The sequence below is a fragment of the Pseudomonas sp. MF06569 genome, assembly GCF_059862735.1.
In genome coordinates this window covers 1-21,112 of sequence record NZ_JCBCUZ010000010.1, presented here as the reverse complement: position 1 = coordinate 21,112, position 21,112 = coordinate 1, and the positions used below count along the sequence as shown (strand labels likewise).

General features: G+C 56.8%; 26 protein-coding genes and 1 pseudogene. 14 read left to right on the top strand and 13 right to left on the bottom strand.

The annotated features are described in order from the left end of the window. Positions 1 to 91 precede the first annotated feature (91 nt). The 8 genes from hisG to AC19YQ_RS11870 all read right to left on the bottom strand — a co-directional run bounded on the left by hisG (position 92) and on the right by AC19YQ_RS11870 (position 5,609). Positions 92 to 727 carry an ATP phosphoribosyltransferase gene (hisG, locus tag AC19YQ_RS11905; protein ID WP_133076359.1) on the bottom strand — a complete coding sequence of 212 codons (636 nt, stop codon included), beginning with the start codon at positions 725 to 727 and terminating at the stop codon, positions 92 to 94. A 183-nt stretch (positions 728 to 910) separates the two neighbouring features. Beyond that, the gene (murA, locus tag AC19YQ_RS11900; protein WP_133076360.1) at positions 911 to 2,176 is read right to left on the bottom strand and encodes a UDP-N-acetylglucosamine 1-carboxyvinyltransferase; all 1,266 of its coding nucleotides are present in this window, start codon (positions 2,174 to 2,176) and stop codon (positions 911 to 913) included. Between the two features lie 31 nt (positions 2,177 to 2,207). Continuing rightward, positions 2,208 to 2,447: a BolA family protein gene (locus tag AC19YQ_RS11895; protein WP_003439919.1), complete on the bottom strand. Its 240-nt coding sequence runs from the start codon at positions 2,445 to 2,447 to the stop codon at positions 2,208 to 2,210. Between the two features lie 115 nt (positions 2,448 to 2,562). Beyond that, positions 2,563 to 2,868 (bottom strand): STAS domain-containing protein, encoded by a 306-nt coding sequence (locus AC19YQ_RS11890; RefSeq protein ID WP_019825006.1) that lies wholly within the window; start codon positions 2,866 to 2,868, stop codon positions 2,563 to 2,565. Then, the gene (locus AC19YQ_RS11885; protein ID WP_133076361.1) at positions 2,865 to 3,524 is read right to left on the bottom strand and encodes an MlaC/ttg2D family ABC transporter substrate-binding protein; all 660 of its coding nucleotides are present in this window, start codon (positions 3,522 to 3,524) and stop codon (positions 2,865 to 2,867) included. The genes AC19YQ_RS11890 and AC19YQ_RS11885 overlap by 4 nt, the downstream gene beginning before the upstream one ends. Before the next feature lie 11 nt (positions 3,525 to 3,535). Then, complete coding sequence (gene mlaD, locus AC19YQ_RS11880; RefSeq protein WP_019825010.1) at positions 3,536 to 4,003, bottom strand: outer membrane lipid asymmetry maintenance protein MlaD; 468 nt, start codon at positions 4,001 to 4,003, stop codon at positions 3,536 to 3,538. Beyond that, entirely contained in the window at positions 4,003 to 4,800 is a 798-nt protein-coding gene (gene mlaE / locus AC19YQ_RS11875) for a lipid asymmetry maintenance ABC transporter permease subunit MlaE (protein WP_133076362.1), read from the bottom strand. The genes mlaD and mlaE overlap by 1 nt, the downstream gene beginning before the upstream one ends. After that, a complete protein-coding gene (locus AC19YQ_RS11870) occupies positions 4,800 to 5,609 on the bottom strand; it encodes an ATP-binding cassette domain-containing protein (RefSeq protein ID WP_046809022.1) in 810 nt (269 codons plus the stop codon). Before AC19YQ_RS11870 ends, mlaE begins: the two co-directional genes overlap by 1 nt. Positions 5,610 to 5,901: 292 nt before the next feature. Here AC19YQ_RS11870 and AC19YQ_RS11865 point away from each other — a divergent pair, with 292 nt between their 5' ends. From AC19YQ_RS11865 to AC19YQ_RS11820, 10 genes are all read left to right on the top strand, one after another. Next, positions 5,902 to 6,876, top strand: a complete 975-nt coding sequence (locus tag AC19YQ_RS11865) for a KpsF/GutQ family sugar-phosphate isomerase (protein ID WP_019825016.1) — start codon at positions 5,902 to 5,904, stop codon at positions 6,874 to 6,876. After that, the gene (locus AC19YQ_RS11860; protein WP_500595186.1) at positions 6,876 to 7,400 is read left to right on the top strand and encodes a KdsC family phosphatase; all 525 of its coding nucleotides are present in this window, start codon (positions 6,876 to 6,878) and stop codon (positions 7,398 to 7,400) included. Before AC19YQ_RS11865 ends, AC19YQ_RS11860 begins: the two co-directional genes overlap by 1 nt. Before the next feature lie 8 nt (positions 7,401 to 7,408). Beyond that, positions 7,409 to 7,981, top strand: a complete 573-nt coding sequence (gene lptC, locus AC19YQ_RS11855) for an LPS export ABC transporter periplasmic protein LptC (protein WP_500595185.1) — start codon at positions 7,409 to 7,411, stop codon at positions 7,979 to 7,981. Beyond that, a complete protein-coding gene (gene lptA, locus AC19YQ_RS11850) occupies positions 7,968 to 8,513 on the top strand; it encodes a lipopolysaccharide transport periplasmic protein LptA (protein ID WP_133076365.1) in 546 nt (181 codons plus the stop codon). The genes lptC and lptA overlap by 14 nt, the downstream gene beginning before the upstream one ends. Then, the gene (lptB, locus tag AC19YQ_RS11845) at positions 8,513 to 9,238 is read left to right on the top strand and encodes an LPS export ABC transporter ATP-binding protein (RefSeq protein ID WP_133076366.1); all 726 of its coding nucleotides are present in this window, start codon (positions 8,513 to 8,515) and stop codon (positions 9,236 to 9,238) included. Before lptA ends, lptB begins: the two co-directional genes overlap by 1 nt. 231 nt (positions 9,239 to 9,469) lie before the next feature. Further along, positions 9,470 to 10,963 (top strand): RNA polymerase factor sigma-54, encoded by a 1,494-nt coding sequence (locus AC19YQ_RS11840; RefSeq protein ID WP_133076367.1) that lies wholly within the window; start codon positions 9,470 to 9,472, stop codon positions 10,961 to 10,963. A gap of 75 nt (positions 10,964 to 11,038) precedes the next feature. Further along, on the top strand, positions 11,039 to 11,347 hold the full coding sequence (gene hpf, locus AC19YQ_RS11835) for a ribosome hibernation-promoting factor, HPF/YfiA family (protein WP_016781796.1): 309 nt from the start codon (positions 11,039 to 11,041) through the stop codon (positions 11,345 to 11,347). 12 nt (positions 11,348 to 11,359) lie between these two features. Beyond that, positions 11,360 to 11,824: a PTS IIA-like nitrogen regulatory protein PtsN gene (gene ptsN / locus AC19YQ_RS11830; RefSeq protein ID WP_133076368.1), complete on the top strand. Its 465-nt coding sequence runs from the start codon at positions 11,360 to 11,362 to the stop codon at positions 11,822 to 11,824. A 2-nt stretch (positions 11,825 to 11,826) separates the two neighbouring features. Further along, positions 11,827 to 12,684, top strand: a complete 858-nt coding sequence (gene rapZ, locus AC19YQ_RS11825) for an RNase adapter RapZ (protein ID WP_133076369.1) — start codon at positions 11,827 to 11,829, stop codon at positions 12,682 to 12,684. Between the two features lie 15 nt (positions 12,685 to 12,699). After that, complete coding sequence (locus AC19YQ_RS11820) at positions 12,700 to 12,972, top strand: HPr family phosphocarrier protein (RefSeq protein WP_019825032.1); 273 nt, start codon at positions 12,700 to 12,702, stop codon at positions 12,970 to 12,972. A gap of 17 nt (positions 12,973 to 12,989) precedes the next feature. Here AC19YQ_RS11820 and AC19YQ_RS11815 read toward each other — a convergent pair whose 3' ends face one another. From AC19YQ_RS11815 to AC19YQ_RS11795, 5 genes are read right to left on the bottom strand one after another with little or no spacing between them, the layout of a single operon-like run. Next, the gene (locus AC19YQ_RS11815; RefSeq protein ID WP_133076370.1) at positions 12,990 to 13,883 is read right to left on the bottom strand and encodes a ZIP family metal transporter; all 894 of its coding nucleotides are present in this window, start codon (positions 13,881 to 13,883) and stop codon (positions 12,990 to 12,992) included. A gap of 27 nt (positions 13,884 to 13,910) precedes the next feature. Next, a complete protein-coding gene (locus tag AC19YQ_RS11810; RefSeq protein ID WP_326397368.1) occupies positions 13,911 to 14,522 on the bottom strand; it encodes a superoxide dismutase in 612 nt (203 codons plus the stop codon). Position 14,523: 1 nt separating this feature from the next. Next, the gene (locus AC19YQ_RS11805) at positions 14,524 to 14,973 is read right to left on the bottom strand and encodes a DUF2753 family protein (protein WP_133076372.1); all 450 of its coding nucleotides are present in this window, start codon (positions 14,971 to 14,973) and stop codon (positions 14,524 to 14,526) included. A 27-nt stretch (positions 14,974 to 15,000) separates the two neighbouring features. Then, the gene (locus tag AC19YQ_RS11800; protein ID WP_133076373.1) at positions 15,001 to 16,377 is read right to left on the bottom strand and encodes a class II fumarate hydratase; all 1,377 of its coding nucleotides are present in this window, start codon (positions 16,375 to 16,377) and stop codon (positions 15,001 to 15,003) included. Further along, entirely contained in the window at positions 16,370 to 16,765 is a 396-nt protein-coding gene (locus AC19YQ_RS11795; protein ID WP_326397366.1) for a FagA protein, read from the bottom strand. Before AC19YQ_RS11795 ends, AC19YQ_RS11800 begins: the two co-directional genes overlap by 8 nt. 234 nt (positions 16,766 to 16,999) lie before the next feature. On the opposite strand from AC19YQ_RS11795, the gene AC19YQ_RS11790 reads away from it, so the two are divergent. The 4 genes and pseudogenes from AC19YQ_RS11790 (at position 17,000) to AC19YQ_RS11775 (ending at position 20,988) form a co-directional block, all read left to right on the top strand. Further along, entirely contained in the window at positions 17,000 to 17,548 is a 549-nt protein-coding gene (locus tag AC19YQ_RS11790) for a fimbrial protein (protein ID WP_500595184.1), read from the top strand. Positions 17,549 to 17,611: 63 nt separating this feature from the next. Next, a complete protein-coding gene (locus AC19YQ_RS11785; RefSeq protein WP_500595183.1) occupies positions 17,612 to 18,343 on the top strand; it encodes a fimbrial biogenesis chaperone in 732 nt (243 codons plus the stop codon). Between the two features lie 114 nt (positions 18,344 to 18,457). Next, positions 18,458 to 20,715: pseudogene (locus AC19YQ_RS11780) on the top strand (fimbria/pilus outer membrane usher protein); the annotation flags it as partial. Between the two features lie 117 nt (positions 20,716 to 20,832). Continuing rightward, positions 20,833 to 20,988: a FimD/PapC C-terminal domain-containing protein gene (locus AC19YQ_RS11775; protein WP_500595193.1), complete on the top strand. Its 156-nt coding sequence runs from the start codon at positions 20,833 to 20,835 to the stop codon at positions 20,986 to 20,988. Positions 20,989 to 21,112: the final 124 nt, after the last annotated feature.

The window sequence follows — 21,112 nt, the reverse complement described above, 5'->3', positions numbered from 1 at the left end:
GCAGCAAGACTACCAAGCCATCCGCGCAGGTCGCTGAAATTTCTGGCTATTACACGGATAGATGGGCGCGACTCAAGGTCGCGCAGGTGAGTCAGCCGCGGTGTCGCGATTCCACTGCCTTGCGCAGGGTATCGATCAGGGCTTGAATACGGGCGTGCTGCATTTTCATCGAAGCCTTGTTAACCACCAGACGGGAGCTGATGGCGGCAATGAATTCCTGAGGTTCCAGGCCATTGGCGCGCAAGGTGTTGCCGGTGTCGACCACGTCGATGATCTTGTCGGCCAGGCCAATCAGCGGCGCCAGCTCCATCGAGCCGTACAGCTTGATGATGTCGACCTGACGGCCTTGCTCGGCGTAGTAGCGCTTGGCGACATTCACGAACTTGGTGGCAACACGCAGGCGGCCTTTAGGCTCGGGAACACCAATGGCACCGGCAGTCATCAGCTTGCACTGGGCAATCTGAAGGTCCAGCGGCTCGTAAAGGCCCTGGCCGCCGTACTCCATCAGCACGTCTTTACCCGCGACACCGAGGTCTGCCGCGCCATGTTCAACGTACGTCGGCACGTCGGTGGCGCGTACGATCAGCAGACGTACATCGGGTTGGGTAGTCGGAATGATCAGCTTGCGGCTTTTGTCCGGATTCTCGGTCGGCACAATGCCCGCTTCAGCGAGAAGCGGCAGGGTGTCGTCAAGGATACGGCCCTTGGACAGTGCAATGGTCAACATGGGAAACGTAAGTCCTTATCAGGGTACTTTTTGCCCGGGCGCAATCGGCGCCGGACAAGCATCGAGCCTGATATCAGGCTCGACTTGAACGATTCGAGGCCAGGTAAGGTAACGCTTGCAAGCCGTTACGTCACCTGGCGGCTGGACACTATCCCTGTGCCCATGATGCCAAACAACAAAAAACTAGCCCGGAACGCGGCGAATTTTGGCGCCCAGCATTTGCAGTTTTTCTTCGATGCACTCGTAACCACGGTCTATGTGGTAGATGCGGTCGATCAGGGTATCGCCTTCAGCGACCAGAGCCGAAATAACCAGGCTGGCCGAAGCACGCAGGTCGGTAGCCATGACTGGCGCACCCTTGAGGGTTTCAGTACCGGTGACGATGGCAGTGTTGCCTTCGACCTGGATCTTGGCGCCCATGCGGTGCAGTTCGTACACGTGCATGAAGCGGTTTTCGAAGATGGTCTCGATCACTGCGCCCGTGCCTTCGGCAATGGCGTTCAGGGAGATGAACTGCGCCTGCATGTCAGTCGGGAACGCCGGGTACGGAGCCGTACGCACGTTCACCGCTTTAGGACGCTTGCCGTGCATGTTCAGCTCGATCCAGTCTTCACCGGTAGTGACTTCGGCGCCCGCTTCCTTGAGTTTTTCAAGAACGGCTTCGAGGATGGTCGGATCGGTGTCCTTGACCTTCACACGGCCGCCAGTCACGGCAGCGGCTACCAGGTAGGTACCGGTCTCGATACGGTCCGGCATCACGCGGTAGGTCGCGGTGTGCAACTCTTTGACGCCATCAATGGTGATGGTGTCCGTGCCTGCACCGCTGACCTTGGCGCCCATGGCGTTCAGGAAGTTGGCCAGGTCGACGACTTCAGGCTCGCGTGCAGAGTTCTGCAAAACGCTGCGGCCATTGGCCAGAGCGGCGGCCATCATGATGTTTTCAGTACCGGTCACGCTGACGGTATCGAAGAAGAAGTTGGCACCGCGCAAGCCGCCTTCCGGGGCCTTGGCCTTGATGTAGCCACCTTCCACGTCAATCACTGCGCCCATGGCTTCAAGGCCGCGGATGTGCAGGTCAACCGGACGCGAACCAATGGCGCAACCACCTGGCAAGGCCACTTCGGCATAACCGAAACGCGCAACCATCGGACCCAGAACCAGGATCGAGGCACGCATGGTTTTAACCAGTTCGTACGGAGCAACCAGGGTTTTGATGGTGTTCGGGTTGATTTCGACGCTCAGCTTTTCATCGATCACCGGCTCAATGCCCATACGACCGAACAGCTCGATCATGGTGGTGATGTCATGCAAGTGCGGCAGGTTGGCTACAGTGACCGGGCCATTGCACAGCAAGGTCGCTGCCAGAATCGGCAGGGCGGAGTTCTTCGCCCCGGAAATGCGGATTTCGCCATCTAGACGAACGCCGCCGGTAATAATCAATTTATCCATAACAATCTCGACGCCAATGGGCTCAGGGGGCTCAGGTGCGCTCGGCCCAGGCCGCGCTGCTGAAGAATTTCATAGTGACCGCATGGATGCTGCCATCAGCGATCCACGGGTTCAAATGGGCATAGATGCTTTGTTGACGTTTGACCGGGCTCAAGGCCACCAGTTCGTCACTAATCACGTTCAGCTGAAAGTTGCAGCCTTCGCCCTCAACTTCTACCTGGGTTCCAGGCAGCTTTCCCTCAAGAAAGCTCTTCACTTCTACGGCCTGCATGCTCAACCTCAATCGGCGCCTAACGCGCGCGGGTCGGCCATCATACAAAAAAGCCCCGCGCCTGCGAACCCCGTATAACAGGACTCTGACGGGGGGACTTTTCTATACGTGGCTATTAATGATGTGCCAGCAATTCGGTCAAGCCCGAGACCTGGGCGATTTCGCGCATGTCTTCGGGCATGTCACGAATGCTCAATGGCTTGTTCAGGGCTTGCGCATCACGGATGTAACACAGCAACAGCGACAAACCGACGCTGCTGGATTTGGTGACACCCGAGCAGTCAACGACCAACGCCTTGGCCAGAGCTTTTTTGATCAGTGCCTGACCTTCAGTGCGCAAGCGGGGGCCGGTCTGATAATCGAGTACGCCACTGAGGCGCAACTCGCTCTCGCCGGCCAGGGTTACAGCCGCTTCACTCATTGGCCTGCAGCCTTGGGCGAAGCTGCATCGGTCGTTTCCTTGGCCTTGGCTACTTCGCCAGCCCAGTTATCGATGGTTTTATCCAGGTTGTTGCCGTTGCGCTGCATGGCGTCGGCGAACTGATCACGGAACAGCTTGCCGATATTGATGCCATTAATGATCACGTTACGCACTTTCCACTCGCCGTTAACCTTGTTGAGGGTATAGGACAGCGGGTAAATCGCCCCGTTATCACCCTTGACGGTCATGTCGACGCTGGTGCGATCGCCGCTTTCATCCTTGGCCGGGGCAACGGTGATGCCCTGGTTTTTGAACTCAAGCAAGGCATTGCCATAGAACTGCATCAGGCTGCGCTTGAAGTTCTCTTGAAAGCGCTGCATTTGCTCAGGACTCGCACTACGGGAGTACTTCACGGTCATGATGCTTTTCGAAATACCGTCGGCATCCACCACCGGCCCGACAATACCGTTCAGGGCATCGTAGAACTTGCTCGGGTTTTGCTTGTACTGCTCTTTATTGGCAGCCAGGTCAGCCAGCAACCGGGTGGTTGTGTCTGAAACGATGTCGTGAGCAGACTGCCCCGGCGCAGCATTTGCCACCAGAGGGAGGGCTGCAGCCATAATTACCAACAGGCCACGGCGCAAGAGAGAAATCATCTTAAAGCTCCTTATTTGGCGTCTTTGCTAACGGTATTGAGCAGGAATTTACCGATCAGGTCTTCAAGGACCAGCGACGACTGAGTGTCGTGAATGGTGCCACCGTCCTTGAGCACAGTGTCTTCACCACCCACGCTCAGACCGATGTATTTCTCGCCCAGCAGACCCGCTGTGAGAATAGACGCAGTCGAATCGGTCGGCAGATTATCCACAGCTTTTTCGAGCTGCAGGGTGACACGGGCCATGTAGTTGTCACGGTCCAGGTCAATCGCCGTAACCTTGCCGATGGTCACGCCCGCCATGGTGACTTTGGCGCGCACGGTGAGGCCGGCAATGTTGTCAAAATTGGCGTACAGCTTGTAGGTGTCAGTGCTGGCGGTCGGGGACAGTCCGCTGACCCGCAGGGCAAGCAGAAGCAAAGCCAGGATGCCAGCCAGCAGGAACAGGCCGACACCGATTTCCATGGTGCGGTTTTGCATCAGAAATCTCCAAACATCAAGGCAGTCAAAATGAAGTCCAGCCCGAGGACTGCCAGAGAGGCATACACCACGGTCTTGGTAGTGGCACGGCTGATCCCCTCTGATGTGGGCTCACAGTCATAACCTTGAAACACGGCAATCCAGGTCACCACGAAAGCAAAGACGATGCTTTTGATGATCCCGTTAAGTACGTCACCACTGAAGGTCACGCTATTTTGCATATTGGCCCAGTAGGAACCGTCATAGACACCCAACCAGTCCACTGCAACCCACGAACCGCCCCAGATGCCGACCACACTGAAAATCATCGCCAGCACAGGCAGGGAAATAAAACCGGCCCATAACCGCGGCGCGATAATGTATTTGAGTGGGTCGACCCCAATCATTTCCAGGCTGGACAGCTGCTCGGTCGATTTCATGTTGCCGATTTCAGCGGTCAAGGCAGAACCCGCGCGACCGGCGAACAGCAAGGCAGTCACCACCGGCCCCAATTCGCGCAACAGGGTGAGGGCCACCATCTGCCCAACCGCCTGCTCGGAACCATAGCTGGACAGAATGCTAAAGCCTTGCAGCGCCAGCACCATGCCGATGAATATGCCGGACACCACGATAATGACCAGCGACATGACGCCAACGGAGTGCAGCTGCTTGATCAGCAGCCCGAAACCGCCGCCGATACCACCTCGCCCCAGCAGTGCATGAAACAGGAAAATCGTCGAACGCCCCAGCACCGCGACGATGTCGATCCCGGCTCGGCCAAACAAACCGATACGGTCCATTAATGAATGTCTGCGCATCAGCGCTTCCCCAGTAGATCGGTTCGGTAGTCCGACGCCGGAAAGTGAAACGGAACCGGGCCATCCGGATCGCCGGTCATGAACTGGCGAATGCGCGGGTTATCGGCGTTCATCAACTCTTCAGGCGTACCCTGCCCCAGCACCTGACCGTCACCGACTACATAGAGATAGTCAGCGATGCTCGCGGTTTCAGCCAGGTCGTGAGACACCACAATACTGGTGATGCCCAGCGCATCGTTAAGCAGGCGAATCAGCCGCACCAGCACTCCCATTGCGATGGGATCCTGGCCCACGAAGGGTTCGTCATACATCAGGATTTGCGGATCCAGGGCAATCGCCCGCGCCAGGGCCACCCGACGCTTCATGCCGCCGGACAACTCGTCGGGCATCAAATCGATAGCCCCGCGCAAGCCCACCGCCTGCAATTTCAGCAGCACGATGTCACGAATCATTTCTTCAGGCAGCTGGGTATGCACCCGCAGCGGGAAGGCAACGTTCTCGAACACATCCAGATCGGTGAACAATGCACCACTCTGGAACAACACCCCCATGTGCTTGCGGGCATCAAACAAATCACTGCGCGACAGGGTCGGCAGGTTTTGATTGTTGACCCACACTTCGCCGCTGCTGGGACGCAGTTGCATGCCCATCAGGCGCAATAGTGTGGTTTTGCCGCAGCCCGACGGGCCCATGATTCCCGTGACCTTGCCACGGGGAATTCGAATATCGACATTATTGAAGATGCTGCGCGTGCCGCGCTTGAAGGACACTCCCTTCAGCTCGACCGCGTAGGCGTTATCGGCGCTCATCTAAACTCCTTGCGATGCAGCCTCTGCCTCTCACCCGGACACCAAACCTCTTATCAAGAAGCACGCGTTCCCTGGCGGGCCGAACTGGCGGCGAACTATACCACTGCTCATAGTGACCGCCCAAGACCGAAGGAGTGCCGGTTCAGCCTCAATACAGTGAAATAAAGCGGGTTTTTCTGTAAACACACTAAGACTTTACCTACGCAGGCAACAAAGCACTGCGATCAAGCGTGAGGGAACGTCACATAACCGCTATAATCGTTGCCTTTTCTCAGGCTACCCGACTTCAACCATGAGCCAATCCAGCGACCTGATTCAATCCGCCCAACGCACCATCCGCCTCGAACTGGAAGCCGTAGAGGGCTTGCTGACTCATATCGACGCAGATTTCGTACGCGCTTGCGAGATGATTTTGGCAAGTAAAGGCCGGGTAGTCGTGGTCGGCATGGGCAAGTCAGGGCACATAGGCAACAAAATTGCCGCCACCCTGGCCAGCACCGGCACCACGGCTTTTTTTGTTCATCCGGCAGAAGCCAGCCACGGTGACATGGGCATGATCACCCGGGATGACATCATTCTCGCGCTGTCCAATTCTGGCTCAACCGCCGAAATCGTCACCCTGTTGCCGCTGATCAAGCGCCTGGGTATCAAATTGATCAGCATGACCGGTAATCCGCAATCACCCCTGGCCAAGGCTGCCGATGTCAGCCTAGATGCAAGCGTGGCCCAGGAGGCCTGCCCGCTAAACCTGGCACCGACCTCCTCCACCACGGCAACCCTGGTGCTGGGCGATGCACTGGCCATAGCACTGCTCGAAGCCCGTGGCTTCACGGCCGAAGACTTTGCCTTCTCCCATCCGGGTGGAGCACTGGGCCGGCGTTTGCTGCTCAAGGTCGAAAACGTCATGCACTCTGGCGATGAGTTGCCGCAAGTCATGCGCGGCACCCTGCTCAAAGAAGCACTGATGGAAATGACCCACAAGGGGCTGGGCATGACTGTCGTCATCGAAGAAGACGGCCGGCTGGCCGGGATCTTCACTGACGGTGACTTGCGCCGCACCCTGGACCGCGAAATCGATATCCGCAACGCAACCATTGATGCCGTCATGACCCCGCACGGCAAAACCGCCCGGGCCGACATGCTGGCGGCCGAAGCCCTGAAGATCATGGAAGATCACAAAATCAGCGCACTGGTGGTTGTCGACAAGCAAGATCGCCCGGTTGGCGCCTTGAACATGCACGATCTGCTACGCGCAGGAGTAATGTAATGACCCAGGAACTTCTCAAACGCGGCAAAGGCATCAAGCTTGCCATTTTTGACGTTGACGGTGTCTTGACCGACGGTCGCCTGTACTTCCTCGAAGACGGCAGCGAATTCAAAACCTTCAATACCCTCGACGGCCAAGGCATCAAGATGCTGATGGCGGCCGGTGTTCAAACCGCAATCATCAGCGGCCGCAAAACCCCGGTCGTCGAGCGCCGCGCGCAAAATCTGGGCATCCCGCACCTCTATCAGGGCCGGGAGGATAAATTGGTCGTGCTGGACGAGCTTCTTGGCCAACTCAACCTAAGCTATGAACAGGTCGCCTATTTGGGCGACGATTTGCCAGACTTGCCGGTTATCCGTCGTGTCGGCCTCGGCATGGCAGTGGCCAATGCTGCAAGTTTTGTTCGCGAGCACGCCCACGGCGTTACCCAGGCACGTGGTGGCGAAGGTGCCGCCCGCGAATTCTGCGAGCTGATTCTGAGCGCCCAGGGCAGCCTGGACGCAGCCCACGCCGCCTACCTATAGAGCTTTCTATGCTGAGCAAAAAGATTCGCCAAATACTGCTGTTCGCGGTCATTGCTTCGCTGTTTGCAGCAGTTGGCTACTGGAACATCAGGCCGGAACGCTTTCTCGACGCCCCTACCGTGGCCGTGGATGAACACACTATCGACTATTACGCCACCAACGCACGCAGCCTTCAGTTTCTGCCCGACGGCAAGTTGCAGTACGAGATGACCTCCGAGAAGCTTGAACATTTGAAAGCTTCCGAAGTCACTCAATTGACCAACCCGAAAATGCAGCTGTATCGCGGCACGGCCTACCCGTGGGACGTGAAGAGCGAGCGCGGTGAAGTCAATCCGGACGGTACTGAAGTCGAGCTGATCGACTCGGTGCGCATAGCCCGTACCGACGAGAAAAAACGCACCACGATTATTACCAGTACCCGCATGACTGTATTCCCGCAGAAGCAATATGCGCAGACCGAGCGAGACGTTAGAATCGACGGCGCTGGCGGCGTGACTACTGGCAAGGGAATGAAAGCATATTTGAAAGACGGCAGGATGGACCTGCTGTCCAACGTAAGAGGACAGTATGAGTCTCGTTAAAACCCTCCCTTTATTGCTCAGTTTGAGCGCAGCACTGGGAAGCGTGAGCGCCTGGGCTCTGCCGAACGACAACGAGCAACCTATCCGCATTCAGGCCAACGAAGCACAACTGGATGACAAGCAAGGCATCGCCACCTACAAGGGCGATGTAATCATCACCCAGGGCTCGATGAAAATTACCGGCAATACCGTCACCATCACCCGTAACGCTGCGGGAGAAATCGACGTGGTGACTTCTGTGGGCAACCTGGCTTACTTCGAGCAGCTGCAAAAAGCCACAGACCCCAAGCCGGTTCAGGCTTACGCCGTCACCATTCAGTACCATGCGCCGCAAAATCGCATCGTGCTGATCGACAAGGCCAAGGTCATCAACGACGGCAACACCACCGAAGGCGAGAAAATCGTCTACGACACGGTGAAACAAATCGCCAGCGCCGGTCGCGCCAATGGTAGCCAGGTCACAGCACCTCGCCCACGCATCGACATGGTGATCCAGCCCAAGAAGAAAACCGACCCGCAGAAGGCCCAGTAATGGCAACTCTGAAAGCCCAGCATCTGGCCAAAAGCTACAAGGGCCGTCAGGTAGTACGTGATGTCAGCCTGTCGATCGACAGCGGGCAAATCGTGGGTTTGCTCGGCCCTAACGGCGCGGGCAAGACCACGTGCTTCTACATGATTGTCGGCCTGGTGCATGCCGACCAGGGTCGCGTCCTGATCGACGACCTGGACGTCAGCCATGAGCCCATGCACGGCCGCGCACGCGCCGGTATTGGCTACTTGCCGCAGGAAGCCTCGATTTTCCGCAAGCTGTCTGTCGCGGATAACATCATGGCCATCCTCGAAACACGCAAGGAACTCGACAAGGCCAGTCGGCGCAAAGAGCTGGAAAGCCTGCTGCAGGAGTTCCACATCAACCACATCCGCGACAACCTGGGCATGAGCCTGTCGGGTGGTGAACGTCGCCGGGTAGAAATTGCCCGCGCCCTGGCCACTGCGCCAAAGTTCATCCTGCTCGACGAACCTTTTGCCGGGGTTGACCCGATTTCGGTGGGCGACATCAAGCAAATCATTCACCACCTCAAGGCCAAAGGCATTGGCGTGCTGATCACCGATCACAACGTTCGCGAAACCCTCGACATCTGCGAAACCGCTTATATCGTTAACGACGGCCAACTGATCGCCGAAGGTGATGCAGAAACGATTCTGGCCAACAAGTTGGTGAGAGAAGTTTACCTGGGCCATGAGTTCCGCCTGTAAATCCAGGCATGTCGCGTGTTGTCAGAGCACCAGAGGCAGCAAAAAGTCCCCATGATTTTTATTGCCCGGGCGCTCTCAATTGGTTTACTCCCCCTGCGTGGAAACTAATTGAGAACGCCCCCTAGGCAAACGCACCGGTTTCAGGCATATAATTTGCTTAAGTTTGGCGCTCGCGCGCCCTGTAGTGGATGGCGCCATGTGCGCCGGCGAATAAGGTGTTAAGCCCCTGCCATGAAACCATCGCTAGTCCTGAGAATGGGCCAGCAGCTGACGATGACACCTCAGCTGCAACAGGCCATCCGCCTGCTCCAATTGTCGACCCTCGACCTGCAACAGGAAATCCAGGAAGCCCTGGAGTCCAATCCGATGCTCGAACGCCAGGAAGAAGGCGACGACTTCGACAATGCAGACCCCTTGGCCGACAACATCGAGCAAAAACCCAATTCCGACGTTCAGGAGCCCACCTACCAGGAGCCCGCTCAGACGGTAGACAACCTGGAAGACGGCGACTGGGGCGACCGCATCCCCAATGAGCTGCCTGTGGACACTGCCTGGGAAGACGTCTACCAGACCAGCGCCAGCAGCCTGCCAAGCAACGATGATGACGAGTGGGACTTCACCACCCGCACCTCTGCCGGCGAGAGCCTGCAAAGCCACCTGCTGTGGCAGTTGAACCTTGCGCCGATGTCCGACACCGACCGACTGATCGGTGTGACCCTCATCGACTGCATCAATAACCAGGGCTACCTGGACGAAACCCTCGAGGAAATTCTCGAAGCGTTCGATCCGGAACTGGATATCGAGCTCGATGAAATCGAAGCCGTCCTGCACCGCATCCAGCAATTCGAACCTTCCGGCATTGGTGCGCGCAACCTGGGCGAGTGCCTGCTCCTGCAATTGCGCCAGCTCCCGGCCAAGACACCTTGGCTGAACGAAGCCAAACGCCTGGTCACGGATTACATCGACCTGCTGGGCGCGCGCGACTACAGCCAGCTCATGCGCCGCATGAAGCTCAAAGAGGACGAACTGCGCCAGGTCATCGAGCTGGTGCAAAGCCTCAATCCGCGCCCGGGCTCGCAAATCGAGTCCAGCGAAGCCGAATATGTCGTGCCTGACGTGATCGTTCGCAAGGACAACGAACGCTGGCTGGTGGAGCTCAACCAGGAGTCCGTGCCACGTCTGCGGGTAAACCCGCAATACGCAGGTTTCGTGCGTCGCGCCGACACCAGCGCCGACAACACCTTTATGCGCAACCAGCTGCAAGAAGCACGCTGGTTTATCAAAAGCCTGCAGAGCCGCAACGAAACCCTGATGAAAGTGGCGACCCAGATCGTCGAGCATCAGCGCGGATTTCTGGAATATGGCGACGAGGCCATGAAGCCACTGGTACTGCACGACATCGCAGAAGCCGTGGGCATGCACGAGTCAACCATTTCGCGGGTTACCACGCAGAAATTCATGCATACCCCGCGCGGTATCTATGAGCTGAAGTACTTTTTCTCCAGCCACGTCAGCACCTCTGAAGGCGGCGAATGCTCCTCCACTGCGATCCGTGCCATCATCAAAAAACTGGTTGCAGCTGAAAATCAGAAAAAGCCGTTGAGTGACAGCAAGATCGCTGGTTTACTGGAGGCACAAGGTATTCAGGTAGCCCGTCGCACCGTCGCCAAGTACCGCGAATCCCTCGGGATAGCGCCTTCGAGCGAACGCAAGCGTTTGATGTAAGCCACGGACCCCGGCGTTTCAGTGGCAGGCTGCTCGGCCTGCCGCTTTATGCAATGGCATCAAAGGAGAAACTGTATGCAAGTCAACATCAGTGGACACCAACTGGAAGTCACCGAACCGCTACGCGCTTACATCGGCGAAAAACTCGACCGGCTTGAGCGTCATTTCGACAAGATTACCAACGTACAGGTAACGATGGCGGTCGAAAAACTGAAACAGAAAATCGAAGCCACCTTGCACATCCATGGAGGAGAAGTCGTTGCCAACGCCGAGCATGACGACATGTATGCCGCCATTGATCTGCTCACTGACAAGCTTGATCGCCAACTGAAAAAGCATAAGGAAAAGACCCAAAGCCTGCTCCAGGGCGCGACCGGTCGTTAATACTCCCTACCCATGATCCGACTTGAAAGTATCCTGACCCCCGGCCGTTCCTTGGTGAACGCGCCGGGCGGCAGCAAAAAGCGCGCACTCGAACACATTGCCAACCTGATCAGCCGCGAAGTGCCTGGTCTCGAAATGCAGGATGTTTTTGAGAGCCTTATTGCCCGTGAAAAACTGGGTTCCACCGGTTTTGGTAACGGCATCGCCATACCCCATTGCCGCCTCAAGGGCTGTGAGTCGCCTGTCAGCGCCTTGCTTCACCTCGACGCCCCTATAGATTTCGACGCCATCGATGGCGCGCCGGTCGACCTGCTTTTCGTTTTGCTGGTACCAGAAGCGGCAACCGATGCACACCTGGAACTGCTCCGGCAGATTGCCAGCATGCTCGATCGTAAAGACGTGCGCGATAGACTGCGTAACGCACCCAGCAACGAAGCGTTGTATCAGGTTGTTCTGGACGTACAGAACGGTCATTAATCATGCGCTTAGTCATTGTCAGCGGACGCTCCGGCTCCGGTAAAAGCACTGCCCTCGCCGTCCTTGAAGACAACGGTTTCTATTGCATCGACAACCTTCCGGCAGGCTTGCTGCCGGAACTGGCCGAACGTGCGCTGATTCACACCGAATTGGCGCAACCCCTGGTGGCCGTGTCGATTGACGCGCGAAACCTGCCAAGCCATTTGTCACGCTTTCCCCAGTTGCTTGAAGAGGTTCGCAACCGACACATCCAGTGCGACGTGCTCTACCTGGATGCCGACGAAGAAACCCTGCTCAAGCGCTTCTCGGAAACCCGCAGGCGTCACCCGCTCAGTAGCGCAAGCCGTTCGCTTGCCGAAGCTATTCGCGATGAAACCCAGCTGCTTGGACCGATTGCCGACCTCGCTGACCTGACCATCAACACCACCAATCTGAACCTGTATCAGTTGCGTGACACCATCAAGTTGCGCCTGCTGAACAAACCTGAAGCCGGCACCGCCTTTTTGGTTGAGTCGTTTGGTTTCAAGCGCGGGATGCCAGTGGATGCCGACCTGGTCTTTGACGTACGTTGCCTGCCCAACCCGTACTGGAAACCCGAACTGCGCGAGCAATCCGGGCTGGATCAGCCGGTTGCCGATTATCTGGCAGCACAACCTGATGTCGAGGAAATGTTCCAGGACATCTCCAGCTACCTGCTGAAGTGGCTACCACGCTTTGCCGCGAGCAATCGTGCCTATGTAACGATTGGTATTGGTTGTACGGGCGGACATCACCGCTCCGTGTACCTGACCGAACGACTGGGCAAGTGCCTGCAAGAAACTCTGAAGAACGTCCAGGTTCGCCACCGCGACCTTACTTGAAGGATCTACCCTGCGATGCCTGCACTGGAAATACAAATCATCAACAAACTGGGCTTGCACGCCCGGGCATCTGCAAAGTTCGTCGGTATCGCAGGTCAGTTTCCATGCCAGATCCGGGCAGGTCGTACACCCGAGTCAATGGTAGACGGCAAGAGCATCATGGCAATGATGATGCTCGCCGCTGGCAAAGGAACCACCATCCACCTGAAAACCGAAGGCGAGAAAGAACAGGAAGCTTTGGATGCGTTGGTCGCGCTGATCAACAACTTCTTCGATGAAGGTGAGTAGCGGCTACAGCGATCGGCTCAACCAAGCGCCGTATCCATTACCATCATCAAACAGAAACCTACACACAATCCCAGACTCGCCAGTTTCTCGTGACCATTGCGTCGAGACTCCGGGATAACCTCTTGTGTGACCACCAGTAGCATCGCCCCTGCAGCCAATGCCAACCCCAATGGCAACAACACTTCGGCCAGATTGACCAGCCACGCGCAAAGCACCGCAAACACTGGCTCGACCAAACCTGAGGCGGCACCAATCAGGAAGGCCTTGATTCGCGACATCCCTGCCCCAGCCAACACCAAGGCAATTACCAGCCCTTCCGGCACATCCTGCAGCGCAATCCCCATCGCCAGGCTATCGGCATCAGGCATTCCGCCCCCTGCCGACACCCCGACCGCCATCCCTTCAGGAATGTTGTGCGCCACAATCGCGATCACAAACAACCAGATGCGCGGTGCAATGACCGGCTCTGCGGGACGGCTGGCAAAGACTTGCGGCCCAACCCCCGACACTTTGCGATCCACCATAAACAGGCAGAATGCACCCAGCAGGATGCCCACACTGATCAGGCCACTGGATGACCAGGGCGACAACCCCAGACTCTGAGCAGCCGCGATTCCCGGCACAATCAGCGAGAAAGCGGTGGCAGCCAGCATCACCCCGGCACCAAAGCCAAGCAAGGTATCGCTCACTGCAACCGGCATTTTACGAATGACCAATACCGGCACCGCGCCCAACGCGGTGCCTAACGCACAGAGCGCACCGCCTTGCAGCGCCCGCAGCAATCTGGGCTCCAGGTCCAGCCAGACCAGCCCCTTGGCCACCAGCAAGGCAGTACCCGCCAAGAGCAAGAGTGTGCCGAGGGCATAACGAAACATCCGAACACCACCGACGGCCAATATTTGCGTGCCCATAATCTGCCTGAATCCTGTTAAGTGGGCTCAGCCAATCGCGGCTTGATAACGACGCGCCACTTCCGGCCAATTAATCACGTTATAGAACGCGTTAATGTATTCCGGACGACGGTTTTGATAACGCAGGTAGTAAGCGTGCTCCCACACATCCAGCCCCAGAATCGGCGTATTGCCATTCATCAACGGACTGTCCTGGTTGCCACTGCTTTCAATCACCAGTGTTTTTTGCGGCGTCACGCTCAGCCATGCCCAGCCGCTGCCAAAACGCGTCAACGCGGCCTTGGTGAAGTTCTCCTTGAACGTCTCGAGCCCACCCAACTGTTCGTCAATTGCCTTGGCCAATGCACCTTCTGGCTTGCCCCCGCCCTTGGGGCTCATGACCTCCCAAAACAGCGAGTGGTTGGCATGCCCGCCGCCCTGATTGATCACTGCAGCCCTTAGTTTCTCGGGTAATTGATGAACACTGGCCACCAGCTTTTCTACAGGCCATTGCGCCCATTCAGTACCCTCTACCGCCGCATTGAGATTATTGATGTAGGTCTGGTGGTGCTTGGTGTAGTGGATTTCCATTGTTTGCGCATCAATATGCGGCTCGAGCGCGTCGTAGGCATAAGGCAAGGCAGGCAAGGTATAAGTCATATCAGTGTGCTCCTAAGTGATGGCCGCTAACTGTCGAGAACTCATGGCTGTTCTGAGCCACATTGCTTTTGAGTAAAAGATTGGAGCGCGGGTATTCGCCGTGCTCACTGATGAAATTCAAAAGCTCAACATAGGTTTTGCTGCTCTGACGCAACGCTGCTTCACGCAACGCCGACGACAGTCGAGCGTTCTGCATGGTTTGCAATAAACGCTGATGGATCGCACAGAGGTACTCGACGCTTTCCTCCGGCTGGTTGAGGCGCAAATGTAAATCCGCCAGGTTATGGTGCGAAATGACGCAAGCCGCCACTGCTTCGTCGGCATCACTCCATCGTTCGAACAACACTTGAGCCAACGCCAGCGCCTGCAAGTAATGCTCTCGCGCATCGACCAATTCACCCTCGGCGAAACAGCGATTGGCTCTTTCGATCGTGCGTTTCCAATGTTCCATGTGAGCCTCCAAAGCAGTGTGGATGCGTTAAACGCCGCCGGCGGTCAGTTTCTCGGGGTCTAGCAAGATCTCTAGCTGGCTGCGTGGCAGGTCGGTGTACTCAAGGGCCACGTCAATCACCGGACGACCTTGTTGATAGGCGGTCTTGGCGATTTCAGCGGCTTTTTGATACCCGATGATCGGGTTAAGGGCAGTCACCAGAATCGGGTTACGCGACAGCGCCTCTTTAAGCTTGGCCTCGTTGACCTTGAAGCTGGCAATCGCCTTGTCGGCCAGCAGACGGCTGGCGTTGGCCAACAACTCAATACTGCTCAACAGGTTCTGGGCGATCACCGGCAACATCACGTTCAGCTCAAAGTTGCCGGACTGACCTGCAACCGTGATCACCGTGTCGTTACCGATAACCTGAGCCGCAACCATTGCAGTGGCTTCCGGGATCACCGGATTGACCTTGCCCGGCATGATCGAGGAACCGGGTTGCAGGGCCTCCAGCTCGATCTCACCCAGGCCCGCCAACGGCCCGGAGTTCATCCAGCGCAGATCGTTGGCGATTTTCATCAGCGACACCGCCGTGGCTTTGAGCTGCCCCGACACGGATACCGCCGTGTCCTGCGAGCCAATCAACGCGAACAGATCCTTGCCCGGCGTGAACGTCACGTGAGTCAAGGCGCTGAGCCGCTGACTGAATAACCCGGCGAATTGCGGGTGCGCGTTAATCCCCGTCCCCACCGCCGTACCGCCCTGCGCCAGGGATTGCAGCGCTGGCTGCAGGTTGTGCAAATGCTCGATATTGGCCTTAAGCTGTTGTGCCCAACCGTTGAGCACCTGGCTCATGCGCACGGGCATGGCATCCATCAAGTGCGTGCGCCCGGTTTTGACGTACACATGAACCTGCTCGGCCTTGTGCTCGATCACCTGAACCAGATGCGTCAACGCCGGTAGCAGTTGCTCGTGCAGACCTAACGCCGCGCTGACATGGATGGTGGTCGGGATGATGTCGTTGCTGCTTTGCCCGCAGTTGACATGGTCATTGGGATTGACCTCCTCGCCCAGTAGCCGCGTGGCCAGCGTTGCGATCACTTCATTGGCATTCATGTTGGAGCTGGTGCCCGAACCGGTCTGGAAAATATCCACCGGGAAGTGCTCCATGAAATCCCCGGTCAGCAGGATCTGTGCGGCCTCGACAATGGCCTCGCCCTGGGCAGCAGTGATCTGTTTGAGTTCGACGTTTGCCTGGGCGGCCGCAGCTTTTGCCAGGATCAGCGCGCGAATGAATTGCGCCGGCATGCGTTGATGACTGATGGGGAAGTTGTCGACCGCACGCTGTGTTTGAGCGCCATACAGCGCCGCCTCAGGTACGCGCAACTCACCCATGCTGTCACGTTCGATACGAGTGTTACTCATCAGGAAATCCTTGCACCAGTTCTGTTAAAGAAATTGAAGGTTGGAGCTCGCAGGTAGCCAACAGCCAGGCAAAGCTTTGCCAGCGTTTGAGTCGGCAGGTACACAGGGCTTGGGTTTCGAGGTCGCGCAGCGGACGCCACGCGTGGTCCAGACACAGAGTGCGCCAATGCCAGGGCAGAGCAGTATCGGTTGCGGTATCCAGCAACAGCCGGAACGAGGTAACGGCAATCATCCAGGGAGAGGTCGCCGTACAGCCGGCAAGATAGCGGCCTTCAGCCAGGTAATGCTCGATCAGGCGCGGCTCGTCCGGCGCCAGCCCGCAGCGGATCTGGCGGCTCATCCAACGCCAGCTTTCTAGATACGGCCCTTCACGCAAGGCAGAACTCATGACCCAAGCCCACTCGATAATGAGATTCATTATTAAGCGATATTGATTATCAACACAAGCCCGGAGGGATTGATTTCCATCCTCTGCGTTCGACAATCCAACAAAATTTGAGAAAAACCCTACGCATACGCTGGACTAGTCCGTTAACTGATTCATGCGCATCAAAAGTACCATCCTGAAGTTGCGAAGCACTCATCCAACACACTCATCGGATTGCTCCATCAGAAGGCACACATGAAAAAACTAATCCTCGCTTCAGGCATATTGGCGGCGGCCTCTTTTACTCAGTTAGCTCAAGCTTCAACAGGCAATATTAACTTTACAGGCGGTTTAACCACTGCAACGTGTTCTATTAACGGTGGCGGGGGTTCTGACCTCGACGTTGATCTTGGCCTGGTATCAATTGACGATTTAAACGATGGCAGCGCTGCTGCAGGCGCCAATACCCGAATTACCGTAGACATCGACTGCACCGCTGCAACCGGGCTCAGCAATGTCTATATGAACTTCGATCCGCGCTCGGGTTCGGGTCAAGATAGCCGCGACTCCAGACTGTTGAAAACAGAGGGCGATGCCACGGGGGTCGGTATTGGTTTAATCAATGGCGCCAACCAAATTCTCGACATGCGGGCAGGTGACACGATTACAGAACCTCTGACCGTTGCCGCCGATGGCACGGCAAGAGCATCTCTCGATCTACGGGCGGCTTATGTCGTGAACGGTGATCCTGTTGTCGCCGGCGAGGCGAATGCAACGTTGCCATTTACGTTTACTTACGACTAAGCGCCAAGCAAGGGAAGTTCCAAAACTTCCCTTCGAATCATAGAGCGCCGTGAGGGCACTACCATGTTTCAACATTCTTTAAACAGTCTGGTGGCGCTGTTAGCCATCTTGCTGTGCGGTCAAGCGCAGGCTGCCATCACGCTCAGTTCAACACGGGTTATCTATGACGGAGATAAAAAAGAAGCCAGTGTCACGGTGCGCAATGTGGGCAGCGATGAAATATTGATCCAGTCCTGGCTCGACGGCGACAGGCCCGGCAGGCCTTCCGGGTCGATTCCCTTTGCCGTCACCCCGCCGTTAGCCCACATGGGGGGCCAAAGCCGACAAGTGCTGCGCATTCTTTTTCAAGGGAGCGGCGTGCCCACGGACAAGGAATCGGTGTTTTGGTTGAATGTTCAGCAAATCCCCAAGGCGCCTGAGGGCACTAATGTTTTACAACTGGCCATTCGCCAACGCATCAAGTTCTTCTACCGCCCCGCCGGATTATCGGGCACCCCGAAAGATGCTCCGGGCGCACTAACATGGCATGCCGAACGCGATGGTAAAAACAGTGGATTGCGCGTCAACAACCCCAGCCAATACCACGTCACCATCACCGACTTTCAGGTCAAAGGATCGGATTATACCAGTGCCCCAATTACCAACTTCATGATTGCGCCGGGCGCCTCAATGTTTATCAAGATCCCCAAACTTCCTGCGGCCCATTCATTGACGTTAAGTGCCCACCCCATCAACGACTTCGGTGCAAAAGAGCTGTACAGCACGCCCTTGGGCTCTGCAACTTTAAAACTTTAACCTGCCAAACAGTAACACTTCTTATTGCCTTTTTTAGCGGCAATTAAGTGATATGGCCTTACTGGGTTATTGCGCTGATTAATCTATAGCGCAAGCACCAGGACTGAAGCACACATGACACTTACAACCGTAATCATCAAGATACTCTCTCATTGTTTACAGCCACAACCGCACTGGACCGCTCCCCATAAACACGCTGCGTTTATAGTGAGCAAGTTATATCTTGGAATTGCGTTTAGCGTGCCTGTTATTGCGTTGGCCGATACCCCCGAAAAAACCAACACCGCCACAAAGTTCAGCACCAGCTTTTTACAGAACGGTGGCGCGGGCGTCGACCTGAGCGACTTTTTGCAAGGCAGCAATGTGGTGCCGGGCACTTATCGGGTCGACCTGTATATCAACCGCTCCCTGGTCGGGCGCCAGGATATTGTCTTTGCCAAACAGGATAAAACCGGTCGTGTCGAAGCCTGCCTGACACTGCCAGTGCTTCAGTCCCTGGAGCTGGATATGAATGCACTGCGCCAGGCAGGCCTGCTGGACGACACTCAACCCGAGCAGTGCCATGACCTGCCCAGCCTGATCGAATTGAGCAGCGTCGAGTACGATACCGGGCGCCAGCAGCTCACTATCGCTGTGCCCCAAGCCGCCATGCTGCGCAGTGCCAGAGGCTATGTAGCCCCTTCATTATGGGATGAAGGTGTCACCACAGGCTTTATCAGCTATGACCTGACAGCTCGACGCAATACCACCCATGACAGGACTGCCAACCGTTACTACGTGGGACTGCGCAACGGCATCAACCTGGGCCCGTGGCGACTGCGCAATGAATCAAACTTCACCAACAGCAACAACGGGGGCATGAAGTTCTCCAGCGACCGCACGTTTGCCCAGCGCGATATCACTTCACTCAAGAGCCAATTGACCGTGGGAGCGGCCTATACCGACCCGAAAATCTTCGACAGCGTGCGTATAAATGGCGTGTTGCTGAATTCCGATGACGCCATGCTGCCAGACAGCCAGCGCGGTTATGCGCCGATCATTCGCGGTGATGCCGAGACCAACGCAACCGTTGAAATCCGCCAGAATAATTACCTGATGTACAGCCTCAACGTTCCCCCCGGGCCGTTTGTGATCGATGACCTTTACCCTAACGGCTCCAATGGCGACCTTGAAATTACCGTGATCGAAGCCGATGGGCGCCGGCGGGTGACCACCCAGGCCTTCTCTTCGCTGCCGCAAATGGTGCGCCGTGGCCAGCTTCCCTCGGCGAATACGACAGCACCACCCAAGACTCCATCTCGCCCAAGATTGCCATGGCGACGCTGGCCTATGGCTTGACCGATAACACCACCCTGTTCGGCGGCTCCCAATGGTCCCCCGACTTCAGTGCATGGAACCTGGGCGCCACACAAAATACCGTCTTAGGCGCGTTTTCGACAGACATCACCCAGGCCTCAAGCGCCGCCCCAGATATTCGACGCCAGATCCAGCGCAACAAGGGCCAGAGCGCTCGCGTGCTTTACGCCAAGACGCTCGCCCGTACCGACACCACCTTTACCCTGGCCAGTTATCGCTATTCGACCGAGGGCTACCGCACCCTGAACGAGCACCTGCGCGATTTGGGCAACAACCCCCAATACCGATCCAGTGGCCGGGCGAAATCGCGCTTTGACCTGTCCCTCAGCCAAAGCCTGGGGGGCCGTGAGTACGGCTCGCTGTATCTGAGGTTGAACGAGCAGCGCTATTGGAACCTTGCAGGCAAAACCCGGCAGTACACCGTGGGTTACAGCGGCAACTGGGGCAAGTTGAGCTACAACCTGAGTGCAACCCACTCGGTGAACCCGGTGACCTATTACGGCGGTAATGACAGTTCACGGTTTTCCCTCACCCTGTCCTTGCCGCTGGGTAGCGGCAGTAATACCACCTATGCCCGAAGCACCCTGACCCGTGACGACAACGGCGTACAAAGCCTGAGCGGCGGCGCCAGCGGCCGCATCATGGGGCGTAACGATGCGGCCTGGTCGGTGAATGCCAGTCATGAAAGCCTGAGTGAAAAAACGTTCAGTGGCAGTGTCAGCGGCACTACCCCGGTGGCACACATGAACGCTGGATATACCCAGGGCAATAACTTCACCACCTTCAACGCCGGTGCCTCGGGCTCCATCGTGGCCCATGCTGGCGGTATCAACCTGGGCCAATCACTGAGCGAGAGCTTTACCCTGGTAGAAGTGCCGGGCGTTGCCGGGGTTGCGGTGGGCAATAGCGCGGGGGTTACCACAGGCGCCAATGGCTATGCCGTGGTACCGAACGCGCAGCCCTACCGCACCAACTGGATCAACCTGGACTCCAGCCAGCTGGGGGCGGATATCGAAATCGATAACACCACCCAGCAGGTTATTCCGCGCCGGGGTTCGGTGACCGTGGCGCGCTTTAACGTCAAGCAGGGTCGTCGGGTGCAGTTTGAACTGGTCAAGGCCGATGGCACGCCAATGCCCTTTGGCGCCCGCGTAGAAAATGAACAAGGCACGCTATTGGCCATTGCCGACCCGAGTGGTCAGGCACTGGTGATGGTCGAGTCGGACAAGGGTGTATTGAAGGTCAAGTCCGGGGCTTTGCTGTGTGAGGCGGGTTATGTATTGCCGTGAACGAGCCCCATGAAAGACAGGACACCGTTTCCCCCTTACGATAAGGGATAGGCAAACGGTTATGTTTATGACTAATAGCAACGATAAGAGTGGGGAGCTTTTGGGCCAGGAGCGGCGGCGCCGA

Excerpts from the sequence above, each read along its gene's own strand:
- mlaE (WP_133076362.1), bottom strand. The coding sequence starts at position 4,800 with ATGCGCAGACATTCATTAATGGACCGTATCGGTTTGTTTGGCCGAGCC.
- ptsN (WP_133076368.1), top strand. The coding sequence starts at position 11,360 with ATGATCCGACTTGAAAGTATCCTGACCCCCGGCCGTTCCTTGGTGAAC.
- hisG (WP_133076359.1), bottom strand. The coding sequence starts at position 727 with ATGTTGACCATTGCACTGTCCAAGGGCCGTATCCTTGACGACACCCTG.
- AC19YQ_RS11815 (WP_133076370.1), bottom strand. The coding sequence starts at position 13,883 with ATGGGCACGCAAATATTGGCCGTCGGTGGTGTTCGGATGTTTCGTTAT.
- AC19YQ_RS11795 (WP_326397366.1), bottom strand. The coding sequence starts at position 16,765 with ATGAGTTCTGCCTTGCGTGAAGGGCCGTATCTAGAAAGCTGGCGTTGG.
- rapZ (WP_133076369.1), top strand. The coding sequence starts at position 11,827 with ATGCGCTTAGTCATTGTCAGCGGACGCTCCGGCTCCGGTAAAAGCACT.
- lptB (WP_133076366.1), top strand. The coding sequence starts at position 8,513 with ATGGCAACTCTGAAAGCCCAGCATCTGGCCAAAAGCTACAAGGGCCGT.
- AC19YQ_RS11860 (WP_500595186.1), top strand. The coding sequence starts at position 6,876 with ATGACCCAGGAACTTCTCAAACGCGGCAAAGGCATCAAGCTTGCCATT.
- lptA (WP_133076365.1), top strand. The coding sequence starts at position 7,968 with ATGAGTCTCGTTAAAACCCTCCCTTTATTGCTCAGTTTGAGCGCAGCA.
- AC19YQ_RS11805 (WP_133076372.1), bottom strand. The coding sequence starts at position 14,973 with ATGGAACATTGGAAACGCACGATCGAAAGAGCCAATCGCTGTTTCGCC.
- AC19YQ_RS11865 (WP_019825016.1), top strand. The coding sequence starts at position 5,902 with ATGAGCCAATCCAGCGACCTGATTCAATCCGCCCAACGCACCATCCGC.
- AC19YQ_RS11800 (WP_133076373.1), bottom strand. The coding sequence starts at position 16,377 with ATGAGTAACACTCGTATCGAACGTGACAGCATGGGTGAGTTGCGCGTA.
- AC19YQ_RS11840 (WP_133076367.1), top strand. The coding sequence starts at position 9,470 with ATGAAACCATCGCTAGTCCTGAGAATGGGCCAGCAGCTGACGATGACA.
- mlaD (WP_019825010.1), bottom strand. The coding sequence starts at position 4,003 with ATGCAAAACCGCACCATGGAAATCGGTGTCGGCCTGTTCCTGCTGGCT.
- AC19YQ_RS11775 (WP_500595193.1), top strand. The coding sequence starts at position 20,833 with ATGCCCTTTGGCGCCCGCGTAGAAAATGAACAAGGCACGCTATTGGCC.
- AC19YQ_RS11870 (WP_046809022.1), bottom strand. The coding sequence starts at position 5,609 with ATGAGCGCCGATAACGCCTACGCGGTCGAGCTGAAGGGAGTGTCCTTC.
- murA (WP_133076360.1), bottom strand. The coding sequence starts at position 2,176 with ATGGATAAATTGATTATTACCGGCGGCGTTCGTCTAGATGGCGAAATC.
- lptC (WP_500595185.1), top strand. The coding sequence starts at position 7,409 with ATGCTGAGCAAAAAGATTCGCCAAATACTGCTGTTCGCGGTCATTGCT.
- AC19YQ_RS11890 (WP_019825006.1), bottom strand. The coding sequence starts at position 2,868 with ATGAGTGAAGCGGCTGTAACCCTGGCCGGCGAGAGCGAGTTGCGCCTC.
- AC19YQ_RS11785 (WP_500595183.1), top strand. The coding sequence starts at position 17,612 with ATGTTTCAACATTCTTTAAACAGTCTGGTGGCGCTGTTAGCCATCTTG.
- AC19YQ_RS11895 (WP_003439919.1), bottom strand. The coding sequence starts at position 2,447 with ATGCAGGCCGTAGAAGTGAAGAGCTTTCTTGAGGGAAAGCTGCCTGGA.
- AC19YQ_RS11790 (WP_500595184.1), top strand. The coding sequence starts at position 17,000 with ATGAAAAAACTAATCCTCGCTTCAGGCATATTGGCGGCGGCCTCTTTT.
- AC19YQ_RS11885 (WP_133076361.1), bottom strand. The coding sequence starts at position 3,524 with ATGATTTCTCTCTTGCGCCGTGGCCTGTTGGTAATTATGGCTGCAGCC.
- AC19YQ_RS11820 (WP_019825032.1), top strand. The coding sequence starts at position 12,700 with ATGCCTGCACTGGAAATACAAATCATCAACAAACTGGGCTTGCACGCC.
- hpf (WP_016781796.1), top strand. The coding sequence starts at position 11,039 with ATGCAAGTCAACATCAGTGGACACCAACTGGAAGTCACCGAACCGCTA.
- AC19YQ_RS11810 (WP_326397368.1), bottom strand. The coding sequence starts at position 14,522 with ATGACTTATACCTTGCCTGCCTTGCCTTATGCCTACGACGCGCTCGAG.